The sequence below is a fragment of the Halomonas sp. SSL-5 genome (assembly GCF_030708455.1).
In the GTDB taxonomy this organism is placed as follows: domain Bacteria; phylum Pseudomonadota; class Gammaproteobacteria; order Pseudomonadales; family Halomonadaceae; genus Halomonas.
On the sequence record NZ_JAUYWF010000001.1, the window covers coordinates 305,080 to 322,538 of the forward strand.

Here is a 17,459-nt window from a genome sequence, read left to right on the forward strand (position 1 = left end):
TTACTCGGCAGCAGAAGGGCGCGACGCGAGTCGCGCCCTTTTTGTCACGCCGCTACACCTTCCGGCCGCTTTGCGTCATCATCTCCCGCCCGATTCACGCGGAGAGCGCATGGCGATGATCGATCTCGAGGCCCCCGACCTCCACCAGCAGCGGCTGCAGCGCGTGGCCTCGCTGATCCGTGACAGTGGTGCGCGACGCGTGCTCGACCTGGGGTGCGGCTCCGGCGGGCTGCTGCAGTACCTGCTGCGCGATACCCGGTTCGAGCGGATGGTGGGCCTGGAGCTCTCCGGTGAGTTGCTGGCCCAGGCCAAGCTGCGCCTGGAGGATCTGCCTGCCGCCCGGGCGGGGCGCCTCGAGCTGGTCTGCGGTTCCTATGCCGACCCCCATCCGACGCTGGCCGGTTTCGAGGCCGCGGCCATGGTGGAGACCATCGAGCATGTTCCTCCCGAGGCGCTTTCCCGGGTCGAGCGCGCGGTCTTCGCCGGTCTGCGGCCTCGCTTCCTGGTGATGACCACCCCCAACCACGAATACAACCCGCTCTATGACATGGGCCCGGGGGAGTTTCGCGACCCCGACCACCGGTTCGAGTGGGACCGGGCGCGCTTTCGCCACTGGAGCCAGGGCGTGGCGCGCCGCAACGGCTACCGCGTGCGCTTCTCCGGGGTCGGCGAGATGCACGCCCACCTCGGCCAGCCGACCCAGCTGGCGTGTTTCAGCCGTGAGGCGAGCGGCTCGTGATGCCGCCTCTGCCCACTGGCAGGGCTATCCACGGTTTCCAGAGGGAGTCGCCAGCCAGCGCCTGGCCAGGTGCAGGGCGCGGGCCTGGTCGGCCACTACGGCCAGACGGCCGGGCTCGCGACGAAGCCCTGCACGACGCAGCTTGAGCACCAGCCGCGGGGGTAGCCCGATGAACACCACGCCGATATGGCGCTCGTGCAGCTCGTCGGCGAGGGTCTGCAGGGCGACGATGGCGGTGGCATCGAGGCTCGGCACATCGTGCATGTCGAGCAGCATCACACGGATATCCGGGTCGACCACCTGCAGCGACGAGACGGCCTTCTCGGCGGCGCCGAAGAACAGCGGGCCATCGATATCATAGAGGGCGACGCCGTGTGGCAGGTCGTGGGGAAGGTGCCGATCCTCCTCGTCCAGCCGTCGGGTCTGGGTGACCTCGGCCATGCGGCGAATGAACAGTGCCGCCGCCAGGGCCATGCCCACCGCCACCGCCAGCACCATGTCGAACACCACCGTCAGCGCGAAGCAGATCACCAGGATGGCGGCATCGCTCGCCGGGGCACTCTTCAGGGTGTGCAGGAAGTGGCGGGCCTCGCTCATGTTCCAGGCGATGATGAACAGCAGGGCCGCCAGTGCCGCCATGGGCACCAGGGCCAGCACACCCGCCAGCAGCACCACCGCCAGCAGCACCACCAGGGCATGGACCACGGCGGCCACCGGCGAGACGGCGCCGCTGCGGATATTGGTGGCGGTGCGCGCGAGTGCCGCGGTGGCGGTGATGCCCCCGAAGAAGGGCGCGGCGATGTTGCCCAGTCCCTGGCCCAGCAGCTCGGCGTTGGGGTCGTGGCGGGTGCGGGTGAGTCCGTCGGCCACTACCGCACAGAGCAGCGACTCGATGGCGCCCAGCATGGCGATGGCCAGTGCCGGGCCCAGCAGCTCACGGATCAGAGCGAAGTCCACCACCAGCGGCGCGCCGTCCGGCCCGGGCAGCTGCCAGGGCAGCATCAGGCTCGGCGCGAAGGGCGGGATGCCACTGCCGCTTTCCCCCTGCAGGCTCCAGCTGAAGCGCGAGGCGATGGTGTCGACCTCGATGCCCAGCGGGGTGACCGCCAGGGCCGCCAGGGTGCCCACGGCGAGGCCTACCAGCGGCGCGGGGACCGGCAGGCGCAGGCGCGGCCAGAGGATCAGGGTGGCCAGGGTGACCATGCCGACCCCCAGCTCCGCCGGGTCGAGTCCCGGCAGCGCCCGGGCGATGGTGGCGGCATTGCCCAGGGTGCCTTCGCCCAGCTCCACCTCCAGGCCGAGGAAGTCGGGCAGCTGCAGCAGCGCGATCACCACGGCGATACCGGCGGTAAAGCCGAGCACCACGGGATAGGGCACGAACTGGATCAGGCTGCCCAGGCGGGCCAGTCCCATGGCCACCAGGATCAATCCGGCCATCAGGGTGGCGATCAGCAGGCCGCCGATGCCGTGGCTGGCGACGATGGGGAACAGGATGACCACGAAGGCGGCGGTGGGGCCGGAGACATTGAAGCGTGAGCCACCGGTGAGGGCGATGATGGCCCCGGCGACGATGGCGGTATAGAGGCCGTGCTGAGGCGGCACGCCGGTGGCGATGGCCAGGGCCATGGAGAGCGGTACCGCGACGATGCCGATGGTCAGCCCGGCGAGCAGGTCGCGACGCAACTCGGCAAGTCCGTATCCCCGGCGCCAGGCGGCGACCAGGGCACTGCCGGGCAGCGGGAGGCGATAGCCGGTACCATCGGAGGCGCGGGACATGACAACTCCTTTGCTTGCTAAAGAGCGGGAGGTGTTACGTTACGCCTACGTGTTGCGATGCCGCAAGGCGCCTTATGTCGCAGGCCGGCTCTGCCCAGTACGACGACGCCCGGCACGTGGCCGGGCGTCGTGGTGGCGTCAGTCACCGGGCGAGTCAGTCGTTGCCGTTGCTCTTGCCGGCGCGGGAGCCGTCGCCCTTGCCGAAGGCCTTGCGGGCGGCCTGCTGCATCTCCTCGATCTGCTCCTCGGAAAGCAGCTCGGCCAGCGCCGCCTGGTGCTCGTCGCGCAGCGCCTGGTAGGCCTCGCGGCGCTCCTCGCGGGAGTCGAAGTCGCGGCTGCGCAGCTCGGCCATGTCGGCATAGTGGGACTGGCGCAGCTCACCCAGGGCGTCTCGCTCTTCGTCGGAGAGGTCCCAGCCATCGACCATCTCGGTCATGCGCTGCTGCAGGGCCTTGGCGTGATGCTGCCGTTTCGCGTCGCGATACTCCTCGCGCATCTCCCGGCGGGCCTCGTCGAGGGCGGCCTGCTGGTCATCGCTGAGCAGTTCATCGACGCGGTCGCGATGCTCCTCGCGCAGATCGGCCATCGCCTGGCGATGCTCGCGGTAGGCGTTTTCCAGCGCCTCGCGGGTCTCGGCATCGAGGTCGGCACGCTCGAAGAGGGCCGCACGCTTCTCGGCGTAGCGCTCGGCGCGGGCCTCCTGCCACTGCTGGCGCTGCTCGGCACGTTCGCTGTCGCCGGGGGCGGCGGTGGCCGAAAGCGCCAGGGGGGCGATGGCCATGGCGAGCAGGGCGGGGGCCAGGATCCGGCGAGAGAGTCGGGTCTGCATGGAGAAGCTCCTGTTGTTCACAAGTGTTGTTCACGAGTTGACGACTGTCACTCTGCGCCGCCGGCGTGCAAGGTCGGTGCAGCGACGGTGCAACGATGGTGCAGTTCACTCCTCGGGCTGGTACTTGTAGCCGACCCCGTACACGGAGCGGATCACCTCGCGCTCCGGCCAGGTCTCGGCGATCTTGCGGCGCAGCTTCTTGACGTGGCTGTCCACGGTTCGCTCGGAGACGATGCGGTGGTCGCGGTACATATGGTCCATCAGCTGGTCGCGGGAGAAGATCCGCCCCGGGGCGTGCATCATCACCTTGAGCAGCTGGAACTCCACGGCGGTGAGGCTCAGGTCGCGGCCGTCGGCCAGGGCGCGCCAGCCCTCCTCGTCCAGCACCAGGTCGCTGACGGCGGCGTCGGGTTCGCTGGCCAGCTGGCTGCGACGCAGCACCGCCTTGACCCTGGCCACCACCTCCCGGGGACTGAACGGCTTGCAGATATAGTCATCGGCGCCCAGTTCGAGGCCCAGCAGGCGGTCGACCTCCTCGACCCGGGCGGTGAGCATGATCACCGCCAGGGCCGGCCAACGCTGGCGGATCTCGCGGCATAGGGTGAGGCCGTCGGTGCCGGGCAGCATCAGGTCGAGCAGCACCAGCGCCGGTCCCTCCCCGGCCTGGCGGGTCTCCTCCAGCCACGGCAGCACGCGGTCACCGTGATCCAGGTGATGGGGCTCGAAGCCGCTGCCGGCCAGGTAGTCGGCCACCAGCCGGGCGATCTTGGGTTCATCCTCGACGATCAGGATGCGCTGGGGGTGCTCGGCCTGGGTCATGGGGTCTCCTCCTTGAGCGTGGCGTCATCGAGTGGCGGGAAGCGCAGGACCCAGCGTAACCCACCCAGCGGCGAGGCGGCAGCGGTCATGTCGCCGCCGTGGGCCTTGACCAGGGCGGTGGCGATGGAGAGCCCCAGGCCACTGCCGCCGCTGGCCCGGCTGCGTGAGCCCTCGACCCGATAGAGCCGCTCGGTGAGCCGTGACAGCTGGGTAGCCGGGACGCCCGGTGCGCTGTCATCCCAGAGGATCCGCACGCCATCGGCGGTGCTCTCCAGGCTGACGCGCAGCCGGCCGGGAGGGCGGGTATAGGCGCAGGTGTTGTCCAGCAGGTTGCTCCACAGCTGCCTCAGGCGGCTGGCGTCGCCGCGGACCCAGGCCGTCTCGGGGATCGTGCACTCCAGAGTGAGCCCGCTATCGTCCAGCCAGCCGCTGGCCTCGTCGAGGCGCTGGCGCAGGCTGTCGGCGAGGTTCAGCGGCGCCAGCTGGACCTCCAGGGCGCCGGCGTCGCTCTGGGAGAGCAGTCGCAGGTCGGCGACCAGGCGCTCGAGCTGCTCCACCTCCTGGGAAAGCGAGTGCAGGCTCTCGTGATCCAGGCGGCGGATGCCGTCCTGCATCGCCTCGATCTCGCCGCGCAGCACCGCCAGCGGGGTGCGCAGTTCGTGGGCGATGTCCGAGACCCAGCGGCTGCGCGCCTCGCGGCTCGCCTCCAGGGTGGCGGCCAACACGTTGAAGTCGCGGGAGAGTCGCGACAGTTCATCGCGGCCGCGTTCGGGCAGGCGAGTGCCGTAGTCGCCTTCGGTCAGGCGGCGGGTGGCCAGCGCCATGCCGCGGGTGCGCCGCCCCAGCCACCAGGAGAGGCCGCCGGCCAGCAGCAGCGAGGCCAGGCCCAGGGCACCGATGATGATGCCCAGGTTGCGCTGCTGGCGGCTAAGGAAGACGCGCTCCATGCGCGCCACCAGCTGCTCCGGTGGGCGATAGCCGAGGGTGCCGACGTGCTCGCCTCGATGCTCGATGGGCAGCCAGCGCAGGGTGGCGGCCTCCTCGTCGTCGTCCGGCGGCAGGCCGATCACCGGCAGCCCCCCGGCGTCGTGAAGCACGAAGTCCTTGGGATCGCCGAGCTGGCGCTCGATGCCCACCGGGGCCGGGCCGGCGCCGGGCCACAGCTGGTGACGGACCAGGCGGTGCCAGGCGCGGGGCGAGGCGCGCAGCCACTGCCAGTCGCCGCGTCGCGACCACTCCTCGGCGAGTCCCGCGGCGAGGGTCTCGGCACGCTGGGTCTGGGTCTTGTCCAGGTAGTCGAGGAAGCCCTGGTCGAGGCTTCTCGATACCGCCAGGAATACCAGACCGGAGATGGCCACATTGACCACCAGGATCACCGCGAACAGCTTGATGCCCAGCCGGGAGATGGCGGGGCGAGGCAGGGTCAGGCGCATGGTCGTCTCGCCGCGGTAAGGATAGGGCCACAGCATGGCTCGCCGGGATGCAGCCAATGGTCAGCGAATGTGCAAGCGGCGTGCAAGCCGCGACTCACAGCGTCAGCAAAAACAGGATCAGGGGCGGCGAGAGCAGCGAGAGCAGAAAGCCCGAGACCACCGCCACCGGCACGCAGCCGACCCCGCCATGCTGCTGGATCACCGGCAGGGTGAAGTCCATGGAGGTGGCGCCGCCGTAACCGATGGCCAGGGCCGCATGGCGGTGGATCACCAGCGGGATCAGCACGAAGGCGACCAGCTCACGGGTCAGGTCGTTGAAGAAGGCGACGGCGCCCAGCGCCGGCCCCAGGGCGTCGCCCACCAGGATGCCCGACAGCGAGTACCAGCCGAAGCCGGCGGCCATGGCCAGCCCCTCGTTCCAGCGCAGTCCGAGCAGCGGCGCGGCGATCAGGCCGCCGGCGAGGGAGGTGGTGGCCAGGGTCAGGGCGATGGCCAGGCCGTGGTGGTTGAGCAGGATCTGGCGCAGCGGCATGCCGGAGTTGCGCAGCTGGCAGCCGATCAATGCCAGCAGGACATAGAGCACCCATTCGGCGAGGGTCTCGGCCATGGCGTGCAGCGGCGCCGCCGACAACCACCCGGCGGCCAGGCCGAGCGTCACGCCGAGCACCACTACCCCCACCAGGGCCAGGGAGCCGGCCATGGCGGCGAGCTTGCTGGTCGGCGCCCCGGGCACCACGCGAGAGGGGTCTGTGGTCAGCCTCAGGCGGCATGACAGCCACCACAACCCCGCCAGGTTGCAGGCCGAGGTCAGCACGAACAGCGTCAGCGCCTGTCCGCCCATGCGCGACAGCTGGCCGGCGAGGTTCTCGAGGCCGGCCAGGCCGAACCCCATCAGCAGCAGGATGAGATAGACGGAGGCGTTGACCCCCTGGTTGATCGCCGCCAGCACGGCGGGGTGTCGCACCGGTACCAGGTAACCCAGCACCAGGGGCAGCAGCACGATCAGCAGGCCGCTCAGCATGGAGACTCCCTTCCCTCTGTGGCCGCTTCGGGGCGGCGAGAAAGCGGCTACTCTAGCAGCCGCCGAGGACCTCCCCAAGCGGGTGGCTACTCCTGCACGCTGAGTTCGCTGAGTGCCAGGTGGCTGCGGCGTTCGCCGCCGCGGTGGTAGTCCACCGAGAGCAGCAGGCCCGGCACCTCGGGATGGAAGTGGAACACCAGCCGGCGATCGGGCTTGTCGGCCTCCCTGGCCTCCACCGTCAGCGCCTCGAAGGTGCCTGCGGGCAGGGTGACCCGCGAGCGGCCCTGGGCTTGGACCCTGAGGGCCTCCTCGCGCCCCTTGTGATCCAGGTAGCGGATATCGCAGGCGCTGGCGGCGCAGTCGCCATCGATGATGCGACGCGAGAGCGCGAAGAGTGCCGTCTGGCGATCCGGCAGGCCGGTCAGCCTGTCGCTGGAGAGGCTGTAGCTGTCGCCCACCCCCAGCAGCATATAGCCGCTGGCGTAATAGACGGCCTGGATGCCCTCGTCCTCCAGCAGGAAGCGGCTGCGCTCGCTGCCGCGGGCGACGCGGATGCCGGTTTCCATCAGGCTCTCCCAGTAGTCGCCCTCATGGGACAGTCGATGGTCGACATAGGCCGCCGGCCAGCCCTTGACCTCCAGGCGGTAGCGCGCCGTGAAGGGACGCGGCGCAATCGAGGCGGTGGCCTCGCGATTCTCGACGCTGCGCTGGGTGGGTCCCGGTGCCGCCGGCGCATCGGCCACCGCCAGCAGCGGCAGGCAGGCGAACAGCCAGGGAACGAGGCGGGCCATCGGGCCACTGGGCCGAGACCGCGGTGGGGCTCGCTTGGGCATGGTCGCTCTCCGTCGCGGGAACCGGGCTGGGCCGACATGGCCCGTGGCGTATGAGGCCAGCGCCTGCCCGGAGGTTCCCCATTACCCGACGATGCCACATTTCCACCGCCGTTGGCAGGCGCGGGCGTCAGCTGCGCGAGCGCAGGCGCTCGAGGGCAGGGGAGAGCGCGACTGGATAGTCGGCGTGGCCGGCCTCCAGGCGCAGCAGGCACGCCGGCATGCAGCGCAGGGCGTCGGCAACCCGCTCCCGGGCACCCTCGGCGAGGGCCATCTCGTCGTCTGCCACCCGGCCGTTGCGCACCATCGGACGCAGCAGCGCCTCGCCCTCGATGCCGGGCTCGTCGCGCAGGGCGATGATGTCGCCGGCGTAGCGACCCTCGCCGTCGCGGCGACGGTAGAGCTGCTTGGGGCAGGGCAGGTTGATCTTGCCCGGCGAGTGCTTGAGCCGCGGGGTGTCGGCGTACTCCACCAGCTTGTAGGAGAGGTCGATGACCGGCGCATCCGAGGAGACGCCCATCTCGGTGCCGACGCCGAAGGCGTCGATGGGCGCGCCGGCCGCGACCAGCTTCGCGATCTTCCACTCGTCCAGGCCGCTGCTGGCGACGACCTTCACCTCGGGATATCCCGCGGCGTCGAGCAGCGAGCGTGCCTCCCGGGCCAGTGCACCCAGGTCGCCGGAGTCGAGGCGGATGGCGCCGACGCGCATCTCGGGGTCGGCGTCCATCAAGGCGATCACCTTGGTCACGCCGGCCGGGGTGTCGTGGGTATCCACCAGCAGGGTGGTGCCGGGGTAGTGGCGGGCGAAGGCGGCGAAGGCGGCCTCCTCGTCGTCGTGGGCCAGCACGTAGCTGTGGGCCATGGTGCCGGAGAGCGGCATGTCGTGGCGCAGCCCGCCGAGCACGTTGCTGGTGCCGGCCAGGCCCGCGGTGCGATAGGCGCGCACCCCGCGCACCGCGGCGTCGGTTCCGTGCATGCGGCGCAGGCCGAAGTCCATCACCGGGCGGTCCCCGGCTGCGAGCACCACACGCACCGCCTTGGAGGCGATCACCGTCTCCAGCTGCACCAGGTTCATCACCAGGCTCTCGAGCAGCTGCGCCTCGGCGAGGGGGGCGTCCACCTCCATGAAGGGCTCGTTCTCGAATACCGGCGTGCCCTCCAGCAGCGTCCAGATATCCCCCGTGAAACGCCACTGGCCGAGCCAGGCGAGGAAGTCATCGCGGAACTGCCCGGTGTCGGCGAGGCTGGCCAGGTGGGTGTCGTTGAAGCGCAGCCGCGTGGCCAGCTCGGCGGCGTACTGCTGGCCGCAGGCGAGCATGAAGCGGCGCGTCTCGGGCAGGCGGCGGTAGAACAGGCTGAAGGTGGCGCGCGCCTGCATGCCTTCGGCCCAGTAGGCCTGGAGCATGGTGAGCTGGTAGAGGTCGGTGAGCAGCGCCAGGTCGTCGTCCTGGACGGCATAGGGCGGGAGGGCATGTGGGGGGAGGGTGCCGGACGCCTGGGTCATGAGCGCGCCTCGCCGTCGATCGCCACGCCGGCATCGCGGAGCTCGTCGAGGACCGCCGCCATGCCCTGCGGGTCCACCGCGGCGGTGAGCGGCGCCAGCAGCAGGGTGGTGAAGCCCTCGCGACGGGCCTCCAGGGCGGTGGCCTGAACACAGACATCCAGTGCCAGGCCGCAGACGATCACCCGCTCGATACCGCGGCCGCGCAGGTAGCCGCCGAGCCCGGTGGCCTCGAAGGCCGAGTAGGCGTCGGCATCGAAGGCGCAGGCCTTGCTGACGCGGATGGCATCATCGGGCAGTGCCAGGTCGGGATGGAAGGCCGCCCCCGGGGTGTCCTGCACGCAGTGCTCCGGCCAGGGGCCGCCGCGATGGGCAAAGCTCACATGGTCCACCGGGTGCCAGTCCCGGGAGGCGATCACCGGGGCGCCGGCGGCACGGGCCGCGGCGATCTCGGCGTTGATGCCCGGCACCAGGGCGGCGCCGCCGGCCACCGCCAGGGCGCCGCCCTCGCAGAAGTCGTTCTGCATGTCGACGACCAGCAGGGCGTCGTCGGGGCCGTACTCCACGTTCATGCGCATCGCCTACCTCCTCGCAGGGTGTCGTGTTCTCCTGCCTTCAGCGTAAGGCCTTCCCGGGGCTTGTGACAGGGGCGGGGCTCAGTAGCCGGCGTCCGGGTCGACGGTGGCCTGGGGCTCGCCGGCCGCGAAGGCGCGCAGCGCCTCGGCCACCTGGTCCAGCGCCGCGCCGAGCGGCGTGGGCCCGGCCATGTGCGGGGTCACCCACACTCGCGGATGTCCCCACAGCGGGCTCGCCGCGGGCAGCGGCTCCGCGGGGAAGGCATCGAGCAGCGCGCCGCGCAGCCGACCCTCGGCCTCGCCCTCCCCGAGGGCATCGAGCAGGGCGGCCTCGTCGATCAGGGTGCCGCGCCCGGGATTGATCAGGCTGGCACCCTCGGGCAGCCGGGCGAGGGCCTCGGCGTCGATGATGTGCCGGGTGGCCGGGGTGTCGGGCAGCAGCAGCACCAGGCTCTTCACACGGCCGAGCAGTGCCGCGAGGCCATCATCGCCGTGGTGGCAGGTGATGCCTTCCAGGGACTTGGGTGAGCGGCTCCAGCCATGCACCGGGAAGCCGTCGGTGGCGATCATGGCCGCGACCCTGGCGCCGATGGCGCCGAGGCCCAGCACCCCCACCGGCCAGTCGGCCTTGTCCACCGGGGCGTGCTCGTGCCACTGCCGCACGTGCTGCTGGCGACGGTAGCGGTCGAAGTCGCGCTGGAAGTGCAGCAGGCCGTAGCGAACATAGTCGCCGATGGGCTCCGCCATGCCGGCGTCGCGCAGCTTGACGATGGGCACGCCCGCGGGCAGCCCGGGGTTGTTGAGCAGGGCATCCACGCCGGCGCCCAGGTTGACGATCCCCTTGAGGGCCAGGGGCTCGCTCAGCAGGGATTCGGGGGGCTTCCACGCCGCCAGGTAGTCGGCCTCGCGGCGCCTCTCGGCCGGCGCTGCACTGGTGAAGATATCGGCCTCTGGCAGGCGCTCGGCGAGGGCCTCCTGCCAGCGTTCGGCGTCGTCGATATGGACCAATACCTTCATGTTTCCTCCCGGGCGTCGTGATGGTCCCATCATCCCGGGCCCGGGTCTCGCGAACAAGCCCGCCCTCCCGGTGTCCTGCACATCAGGAAATGCTTGACCGGCTACCGTGGGTTGGCAGTAACCTCCCGCTATGGGGGTCCTCCCCCACTGCCTGGTGCAGCTGAGTGGCCCGTAGCCTGCGGCCCGTTCAGGCATTCGACAGTGATCGTGACCCTGGCCCCGGCCTTCTCCTCGTCGAGAGGGCCATTTTCTTGATGTTGCTTTGGCGAGTGGCCCAATGACCCAGGTAAACCTGCCCTTCACTCGTGAGGAATATGCCACCCGGCTGTGGAAGGTCCGCGCCGAGATGGCGAGTCGGGGCATCGATGTGCTGATCGTCAGCGACCCCTCCAACATGGCCTGGCTCACGGGCTACGATGGCTGGTCGTTCTATGTGCACCAGTGCGTGCTGGTCGGTCTGGAGGGTGAGCCGGTGTGGTATGGCCGGCGCATGGATGCCAACGGGGCGTTGCGCACCTGCTGGATCGATGCGGACAACATCACCTACTACCCGGATTACTACGTCCAGAACCCCGACATGCACCCCATGGAGTACCTGGCCCAGTCGATCATGCCCGATCGCGGCTGGCACCAGGGCGTGGTCGGTATGGAGATGGACAACTACTACTTCTCCGCCAAGGCCTACCAGAGCCTGCTGCGCGAGCTGCCCCACGCCCGCTTCATGGACGCCAACGCCCTGGTCAACTGGTGCCGCGCGATCAAGTCGCCCCAGGAGATCGAGTACATGCGCGTCGCGGCGAAGATCGTCGAGGGCATGCACTCGCGGATCCTCGAGGTGATCGAGCCCGGCCTGCCCAAGAGCAAGCTGGTCTCCGAGATCTACCGGGTGGCGATCGAGGGGTGGCGAGACGAGCGCGGCCGGGTGTTCGGCGGCGACTATCCGGCCATCGTACCGATGCTGCCTACCGGCAAGGACGCTGCCGCGCCCCACCTGACCTGGGACGATACGCCGTTTCGCAAGGGGGAGGGCACCTTCTTCGAGATCGCCGGGGTCTACAAGCGCTACCATGCGCCGATGTCGCGCACGGTCTTCCTGGGTCGGCCGCCCCAGGAGTTCATTCGCGCCGAGTCGGCCCTGCTCGAGGGCATCGAGCGTGGCCTGGAGGTGGCCAGGCCCGGCAACCGCACCGCGGACATCGCCATGGCGCTGGGCGCGGCCATGGACAAGTACGGCTTCGACCGTGGCGGCGCCCGCTGCGGCTACCCCATCGGCATCAGCTACCCGCCGGACTGGGGCGAGCGCACCATGAGCCTGCGCCCCTCCGACGAGACCATCCTGCAGCCGGGCATGACCTTCCACTTCATGCCGGGCCTGTGGGAGGACGACTGGGGCCTGGAGATCACCGAGAGCATCCTGATCACCGAGACGGGCTGCGAGACCCTGGCCGACTTCCCGCGCCAGCTCTTCGTGCGCTGACAGGATGCGATAACCACCACAGCGAGGGGCGCCGGGGACAGGCCGGAGGGGAGGTCCGAGGACCAGGGACGGCCGAGGTAGCGCCCAGGGACGGGTCCACAGCGCCTCCCCGCAGGCTTGTCACCGGTAAAGCCACGAGCGACCCTCGAAGATCTGTCGCCAGATTAGCCCCGAGTGGCATTAGGGCCAGCATGCCGACGCCATATGAGAACAAGGAGAGGTACACCATGACCAAGCGTCCCAGCCCCATCAGCGCCACCGTCGACTTCGACGCCGATGGCGTCCAGCACGGCTTCCTCAAGCTGCCCATCTCGGTGGACGACTCCGCCTGGGGGGCGGTGATGATCCCGGTGACCGTGGTCAGGAACGGCGAGGGGCCCACCGCGCTGCTCACCGGCGGCAACCACGGCGACGAGTACGAGGGCATCACCTCGCTGCTCAAGCTGTCGAGCGAGCTCAAGGCCGAGGAGGTCACAGGCCGGGTGATCATCGTGCCCTGCATGAACACCCCGGCGGTGATGGCCGGCAAGCGCACCTCCGGGCTCGACGGCGGCAACCTCAACCGCAGCTTCCCCGGTGACCCCGACGGCAGCGTGACCGAGAAGATCGCCGACTACTTCACCCGGGTGATGGTGCCCATGTGCGACGTGGTGCTCGACCTGCACTCCGGCGGACGCACCCTGGACATCATCCCCTTCGGTGCCTCCCACGTGCTCGATGACCCCGAGCAGCAGCGCCAGGCGCTGGAAGGCGCCAAGGCCTTCGGTGCCCCCTACGCCATGATGATGTTCGAGCTCGACGCCGCCGCGCTCTTCGACACTGCGGTGGAGAGCCAGGGCAAGATCTTCGTGGCCACCGAACTGGGCGGCGGCGGCACCTCCACCCCCGAGAGCATGGCGATCACCGAGCGCGGCGTGCGCAACTTCCTGATCCACTACGGCCTGGTGGCCGGCGAGGTGGAGATGCCCGACGCCCCCCAGGTCTACCTCGACATGCCCGATGCCAGCTGCTATGTGCAGAGCGAACACTCCGGCGTGCTGGAGCTCTGCCACGCCCTGGGCGAGCGGGTCGAGGAGGGCGAGGTGGTGGCCCGGGTCTACGACATGACCCGCAGTGGCACCGCCCCGGTGGCGTATCACGCCGCGCGTAGCGGGGTGCTGGCGGCGCGGCGCCATCCGGCACGGGTCAACATGGGCGACACCATCGCGGTGATCGCCGATATCGTCGACTCCCTGGGATGAGGCGGCCGACATCGCGATGAAACTCGACCGCTACGACCTGAAGATCCTCGAGATCCTCTCCCACGATGGGCGCATCACCAAGTCCAGGCTGGCCGAGGCGATCAACCTCTCGGTCAGCCCCTGCTGGGAACGGGTACGCCGGCTGGAGAAGGCCGGCATCATCGAGGGCTACAGCGCCCGCATCAACGCCGCGGCGCTGGTGCGGCGCACCCCGGTGTGGGTGCAGATCGAGCTCAAGGCCCACAACGCCGAGAGCTTCGCCCGCTTCGAGGCACTGGTACAGGAGACCCCCGAGGTCACAGAGTGCGTCGCCGTGGGCGGCGGCGTCGACTACCTGATCAAGGTCGAGGCCGACTCCATCGACGCCTATCAGCGCCTGATCGATGCCTGGCTCACCGGCGATGCCGGCATCGAGCGCTACTTCACCTATATCGTCACCAAGAGCGTCAAGCGCCCCGCCCCGGGGTTCTCCCGCGACGACTTCGTCGGCTGAATCCATGCCTCTGCGCGAGTAGACCGTTGAAGGGCGCTGGACGCCTGCTGACTAAACTGGTAACTAATAGGTTGGGCGAAAGCCCACTGGCCGGGCGATCTATCCGGCACCGCGACTAGCCGGACGAGATGCAGTCCCCACGCAATACCCGGATCGCCTGACGAGAGAGACGACGATGTCCTACTTCACCATTGCCGGGGTGCAGATGCATGCTCTCCACCACGGCGACAATACCGAGGCCATGCGTCACCGGATCGACGTGCTGATGAGCCGTTTTCCCCAGGTGCAGATGGTCCTGTTCAGCGAGCTGATGCCCATGGGGGCCTCGCCGCACCACGCCCAGCCGATGCCCAGCCACGCCGAGCAACTGTTCTGCCAGATCGCCGAGCAGCACCGTATCTGGCTGATCCCGGGCTCGATGTTCGAGCAGACCGACGATGGCATCTTCAATACCCTGTCGGTGATCAATCCCCACGGCCAGGTGGTGGCCCGCTACCGCAAGATGTTCCCCTTCCGGCCCTACGAGGCGGGGGTGGAGAGCGGCAGCGAGTTTGTAGTCTTCGACGTGCCCAATGTGGCGCGCTTCGGGGTCTCGATCTGCTACGACATGTGGTTCCCCGAGACCACCCGTACCCTGGCCGCCATGGGCGCCGAGGTCATCCTGCATCCGACCATGACCGACACCATCGACCGCGATATCGAGCTCTCCATCGCGCGCACCAATGCCGCGGTCAACCAGTGCTACTTCTTCGATATCAACGGCGCCGGCGCCATCGGCAACGGCCGCTCCATCGTGGTGGGCCCCTCCGGCGACGTGATCCACCAGGCCGGCACCGGCGAGGAGGTCATGCCCATCGAGGTCGACCTCAACCGCGTGCGGCGCGAGCGCGAGACCGGCCTGCGCGGGCTGGGTCAACCGCTCAAGAGTTTCCGCGACCGCGCCGTCGACTTCTCGCTCTATCGCAGCGAGACCCGCTCGTCGCCCTTCCTCGATACCCTCGGCCCGCTACAGAAGCCCCAGCGCGCTAATATCGAGGAGTACTGATCACCGATCATGCCCACCCGGAGGGCCATGCCATGCTGGAGTCCCTGAAGCGCACCCTGTGTCGGCTGCTCGGCCGCGGGGACTCCGTTTCCCGACACGCGTCTCGGCCCGCCGCGGGAGCGGCCGGTACCCCCTCATCCGATACCGTTGGAGCGACCACAATGAACAAGATCACCAGCATCGCCGACGTCCGCCGCCACTTCCTCAACAACAAGGAGCCGATCTACTTCATCTCGGCCACCAACTTCAATCTGCTCGGCATCGGCGACTGGGTGGGCAACTTCCGGCATATCAACTATATCGACTGCTTCGAGGGCCAGCAGCGCAACGTCTTCGTGCCCAGGGAGAAGTTTCCCCGGGACTTCGAGAGCATCGAGGACATCAACAATTACCTCCTCGAGCACAAGGAGGTGATCGACTTCATCCAGTCCCGGGCGGATGGTGAGAACGCCGGCGTGGCCGCCTTCCTGATGTTCGACGAGCACACCGAGGAGGTCTGCCAGCAGCTCGGGCTGCGCGTCGCCTTCCCGCCGGCGGCGCTGCGTCAACGCATGGACAACAAGATCGAGACGGTGCGCATCGGCAACAAGGCCGGGGTGCCCAGCGTGCCCAACGTGCTGGCCCGGGTCGGCAGCTATCAGGAACTCTGCGAGGTGAGCAAGGACCTGGGCAATGACCTGGTGGTGCAGACCGCCTTCGGCGACTCCGGCCACACCACCTTCTTCATCGCCGGCGAAGACGACTACTACAAGCACGCCGAGGAGATCGAGGCCGAGTCCGAGGTCAAGATCATGAAGCGGATCAACTGCCGCGGCTCGGCCATCGAGGCCTGCGCCACCCGCTGCGGTACCGTGGTGGGGCCGCTGATGACCGAGCTCGTCGGCTTCAAGACGCTGACGCCCTACAAGGGCGGCTGGTGCGGCAACGAGATGTTCGCCGGCGCCTTCACCCAGGAGATCCGCGACAAGGCCCGGGAGTATACCTTCAAGTTCGGCGAGGCGCTGCGCGAGGAGGGCTACCGTGGCTACTTCGAGCTCGACTTCCTGATCGACATGGACAACGGCGAGGTCTATCTGGGCGAGCTCAATCCGCGGGTCACCGGGGCCAGTTCGCTGACCAACGTGGCCGCCTTCGCCCACTCCGATATCCCGCTGTTCCTGTTCCACCTGCTGGAGTTCTCGGATGTCGACTTCGACCTCGATATCAATGACATCAACGAGCGCTGGGCCCACCCGGAGAGCGTCGACAGCTGGAGCCAGCTGGTGATCAAGCATACCGACGAGAGCGTCGACCTGCTCACCGCCGCGCCGCGCACCGGGGTGTGGAAGATGGGGGCGGACGGCAGCATCGCCTATGACCACTACAGCTACCACCCCCACGCCGCCGAGAGTGAACAGGAGGGCTTCTTCCTGCGCATCAGCGGCGCCGGCGACTTCCGCTACGAGGGGGCGGACCTCGGCATCCTGATCACCCGCGGGCGACTGATGGACGACGATTTTCAGCTCAATGAGCGGGCGAAGGCCTGGATCGACGGCATCCGCGGTCAGTATGCCGGCCAGTCGCTGCAGGACCCGGTGGTGGAGCAGGTCGCCGTCAGCCACGCCGTGGGCGGCGGTAACTTCAAGATCCTGTGAGCATGCCCGATGCGATGGATGACAAGACGCTGCGCTTTCGCAGCCTGATCGAGCTCGCGCCGGGGCCCAAGTGGCGCTCGTTGTTCGACACCCACTGGCACGCCTACGAGGCGTGGTACCTGGCCGAAGGCGAACGCGAGCGGCCGGGTTACCTGGCCTGCCTGAATGCCCTGCGCCGGCACATGCCCGAGCTGCTGCCGACCTATCAGGCGCTGTGCTCGCTGGCCGGCGGGGGCGACCTGGCGTCACGCTTCCTCAGCCTCTACCAGCCGCCGCCCTATATCACCGGTTGCTCCCAGGCGGTGCTGGCGCGTCCCGGCGCCACCCTGCTGGCGCGCAACTACGACTATCCGCCGGAGCTGTGCGAGGGCACCATCCTCTACACGCACTGGAACGAGCGCCGGGTGATCGCCATGAGCGACTGCCTGTGGGGGGTGCTCGATGGCATGAACGACCGCGGGCTCGCCGTGTCGCTGGCCTTCGGTGGGCGCAAGGCGGTGGGCGACGGCTTCGGTGCGCCGATCATCCTGCGCTACATCCTCGAGTTCTGCGACACGGTGCCCGAGGCCGCCGAGGTGCTGGCACGGGTGCCCACCCATATGGCCTACAACATCACCGTGGCCGATGCCGCGGGGCGCTACGTCACGGCGATGATCGCCCCGGACCGGCGTGCCAGCATCCGCCGGGTGCCGGTGGCCACCAACCATCAGAAGAGGATCGAGTGGTATGCACACGCGCTGGCCTCGGAGACCCTGATCCGCGAGCGTCAGCTCTCCATCCTGGTGGACGACGAGGCCACCGACGAGGCGCGACTGGAGGCGGCCTTCAAGGCGCCGCCGCTGTTTCGCCACGACTATCGGCGCGGCCTGGGCACCGTCTATACCGCCTTCTACCGTCCCGCCGAGGGGCGCGTGCGCTTCCATTGGCCGGGCCTCGACCTGGACCTCGGCTTCGACCACTTCCCCGAGGAGTGGGTCACCGTGCGCTACGGCGCACGCGAGCGGTTCGGCGTCTGACGGCGGGCAACAG

16 protein-coding genes are annotated in these 17,459 nt (G+C 69.1%); 7 read left to right on the forward strand and 9 right to left on the reverse strand.

Going from position 1 to position 17,459, the window contains the following annotated elements; genetic code table 11:
- Nucleotides 1-109 precede the first annotated feature (109 nt).
- The gene (locus tag RAN53_RS01430; protein WP_305795038.1) at nt 110-739 is read left to right on the forward strand and encodes a methyltransferase domain-containing protein; all 630 of its coding nucleotides are present in this window, start codon (nt 110-112) and stop codon (nt 737-739) included.
- Between the two features lie 24 nt (nt 740-763).
- On the opposite strand, the gene dauA is transcribed toward RAN53_RS01430, so the two are convergent.
- The 9 genes from dauA to RAN53_RS01475 all read right to left on the reverse strand — a co-directional run bounded on the left by dauA (nt 764) and on the right by RAN53_RS01475 (nt 10,540).
- On the reverse strand, nt 764-2,515 hold the full coding sequence (gene dauA / locus RAN53_RS01435) for a C4-dicarboxylic acid transporter DauA (protein ID WP_305795039.1): 1,752 nt from the start codon (nt 2,513-2,515) through the stop codon (nt 764-766).
- 154 nt (nt 2,516-2,669) lie between these two features.
- The gene (locus RAN53_RS01440; RefSeq protein WP_305795040.1) at nt 2,670-3,344 is read right to left on the reverse strand and encodes a hypothetical protein; all 675 of its coding nucleotides are present in this window, start codon (nt 3,342-3,344) and stop codon (nt 2,670-2,672) included.
- Between the two features lie 105 nt (nt 3,345-3,449).
- Entirely contained in the window at nt 3,450-4,163 is a 714-nt protein-coding gene (locus RAN53_RS01445; RefSeq protein ID WP_305795041.1) for a response regulator, read from the reverse strand.
- Nucleotides 4,160-5,596, reverse strand: coding sequence for an ATP-binding protein (locus RAN53_RS01450; RefSeq protein ID WP_305795042.1), 1,437 nt, complete (start codon nt 5,594-5,596; stop codon nt 4,160-4,162). The genes RAN53_RS01445 and RAN53_RS01450 overlap by 4 nt, the downstream gene beginning before the upstream one ends.
- Nucleotides 5,597-5,690: 94 nt before the next feature.
- Nucleotides 5,691-6,617: a lysine exporter LysO family protein gene (locus RAN53_RS01455; RefSeq protein WP_305795043.1), complete on the reverse strand. Its 927-nt coding sequence runs from the start codon at nt 6,615-6,617 to the stop codon at nt 5,691-5,693.
- 86 nt (nt 6,618-6,703) lie between these two features.
- A complete protein-coding gene (locus RAN53_RS01460) occupies nt 6,704-7,408 on the reverse strand; it encodes a hypothetical protein (protein WP_305795044.1) in 705 nt (234 codons plus the stop codon).
- Between the two features lie 169 nt (nt 7,409-7,577).
- Complete coding sequence (locus RAN53_RS01465) at nt 7,578-8,951, reverse strand: nicotinate phosphoribosyltransferase (RefSeq protein ID WP_305795045.1); 1,374 nt, start codon at nt 8,949-8,951, stop codon at nt 7,578-7,580.
- Nucleotides 8,948-9,526: an isochorismatase family protein gene (locus RAN53_RS01470; RefSeq protein WP_305795046.1), complete on the reverse strand. Its 579-nt coding sequence runs from the start codon at nt 9,524-9,526 to the stop codon at nt 8,948-8,950. Before RAN53_RS01470 ends, RAN53_RS01465 begins: the two co-directional genes overlap by 4 nt.
- A gap of 78 nt (nt 9,527-9,604) precedes the next feature.
- The gene (locus RAN53_RS01475) at nt 9,605-10,540 is read right to left on the reverse strand and encodes a 2-hydroxyacid dehydrogenase (protein WP_305795047.1); all 936 of its coding nucleotides are present in this window, start codon (nt 10,538-10,540) and stop codon (nt 9,605-9,607) included.
- Between the two features lie 277 nt (nt 10,541-10,817).
- Here RAN53_RS01475 and doeA point away from each other — a divergent pair, with 277 nt between their 5' ends.
- From doeA to RAN53_RS01505, 6 genes are all read left to right on the forward strand, one after another.
- Nucleotides 10,818-12,017 (forward strand): ectoine hydrolase DoeA, encoded by a 1,200-nt coding sequence (doeA, locus tag RAN53_RS01480; RefSeq protein ID WP_305795048.1) that lies wholly within the window; start codon nt 10,818-10,820, stop codon nt 12,015-12,017.
- Nucleotides 12,018-12,244: 227 nt separating this feature from the next.
- Nucleotides 12,245-13,258 (forward strand): N(2)-acetyl-L-2,4-diaminobutanoate deacetylase DoeB, encoded by a 1,014-nt coding sequence (doeB, locus tag RAN53_RS01485; protein ID WP_305795049.1) that lies wholly within the window; start codon nt 12,245-12,247, stop codon nt 13,256-13,258.
- A gap of 16 nt (nt 13,259-13,274) precedes the next feature.
- The gene (locus RAN53_RS01490) at nt 13,275-13,751 is read left to right on the forward strand and encodes an Lrp/AsnC family transcriptional regulator (protein ID WP_305795050.1); all 477 of its coding nucleotides are present in this window, start codon (nt 13,275-13,277) and stop codon (nt 13,749-13,751) included.
- 175 nt (nt 13,752-13,926) lie between these two features.
- Nucleotides 13,927-14,796 carry a carbon-nitrogen hydrolase family protein gene (locus tag RAN53_RS01495; protein ID WP_305795051.1) on the forward strand — a complete coding sequence of 290 codons (870 nt, stop codon included), beginning with the start codon at nt 13,927-13,929 and terminating at the stop codon, nt 14,794-14,796.
- 161 nt (nt 14,797-14,957) lie between these two features.
- Nucleotides 14,958-16,430 carry a biotin carboxylase gene (locus RAN53_RS01500; RefSeq protein WP_305795052.1) on the forward strand — a complete coding sequence of 491 codons (1,473 nt, stop codon included), beginning with the start codon at nt 14,958-14,960 and terminating at the stop codon, nt 16,428-16,430.
- 2 nt (nt 16,431-16,432) lie between these two features.
- A complete protein-coding gene (locus RAN53_RS01505) occupies nt 16,433-17,446 on the forward strand; it encodes a C45 family peptidase (protein ID WP_305795053.1) in 1,014 nt (337 codons plus the stop codon).
- The last annotated feature ends 13 nt before the right edge of the window (nt 17,447-17,459 follow it).

What these genes read in the sequence shown, in the direction of transcription:
- RAN53_RS01455 (WP_305795043.1), bottom strand. Translation starts at nt 6,617, where the DNA reads ATGCTGAGCGGCCTGCTGATCGTGCTGCTGCCCCTGGTGCTGGGTTAC.
- RAN53_RS01500 (WP_305795052.1), top strand. Translation starts at nt 14,958, where the DNA reads ATGAACAAGATCACCAGCATCGCCGACGTCCGCCGCCACTTCCTCAAC.
- RAN53_RS01470 (WP_305795046.1), bottom strand. Translation starts at nt 9,526, where the DNA reads ATGCGCATGAACGTGGAGTACGGCCCCGACGACGCCCTGCTGGTCGTC.
- RAN53_RS01445 (WP_305795041.1), bottom strand. Translation starts at nt 4,163, where the DNA reads ATGACCCAGGCCGAGCACCCCCAGCGCATCCTGATCGTCGAGGATGAA.
- dauA (WP_305795039.1), bottom strand. Translation starts at nt 2,515, where the DNA reads ATGTCCCGCGCCTCCGATGGTACCGGCTATCGCCTCCCGCTGCCCGGC.
- RAN53_RS01465 (WP_305795045.1), bottom strand. Translation starts at nt 8,951, where the DNA reads ATGACCCAGGCGTCCGGCACCCTCCCCCCACATGCCCTCCCGCCCTAT.
- RAN53_RS01490 (WP_305795050.1), top strand. Translation starts at nt 13,275, where the DNA reads ATGAAACTCGACCGCTACGACCTGAAGATCCTCGAGATCCTCTCCCAC.
- RAN53_RS01460 (WP_305795044.1), bottom strand. Translation starts at nt 7,408, where the DNA reads ATGGCCCGCCTCGTTCCCTGGCTGTTCGCCTGCCTGCCGCTGCTGGCG.
- doeA (WP_305795048.1), top strand. Translation starts at nt 10,818, where the DNA reads ATGACCCAGGTAAACCTGCCCTTCACTCGTGAGGAATATGCCACCCGG.
- RAN53_RS01450 (WP_305795042.1), bottom strand. Translation starts at nt 5,596, where the DNA reads ATGCGCCTGACCCTGCCTCGCCCCGCCATCTCCCGGCTGGGCATCAAG.
- RAN53_RS01430 (WP_305795038.1), top strand. Translation starts at nt 110, where the DNA reads ATGGCGATGATCGATCTCGAGGCCCCCGACCTCCACCAGCAGCGGCTG.
- RAN53_RS01495 (WP_305795051.1), top strand. Translation starts at nt 13,927, where the DNA reads ATGTCCTACTTCACCATTGCCGGGGTGCAGATGCATGCTCTCCACCAC.
- RAN53_RS01440 (WP_305795040.1), bottom strand. Translation starts at nt 3,344, where the DNA reads ATGCAGACCCGACTCTCTCGCCGGATCCTGGCCCCCGCCCTGCTCGCC.
- RAN53_RS01475 (WP_305795047.1), bottom strand. Translation starts at nt 10,540, where the DNA reads ATGAAGGTATTGGTCCATATCGACGACGCCGAACGCTGGCAGGAGGCC.
- doeB (WP_305795049.1), top strand. Translation starts at nt 12,245, where the DNA reads ATGACCAAGCGTCCCAGCCCCATCAGCGCCACCGTCGACTTCGACGCC.
- RAN53_RS01505 (WP_305795053.1), top strand. Translation starts at nt 16,433, where the DNA reads ATGCCCGATGCGATGGATGACAAGACGCTGCGCTTTCGCAGCCTGATC.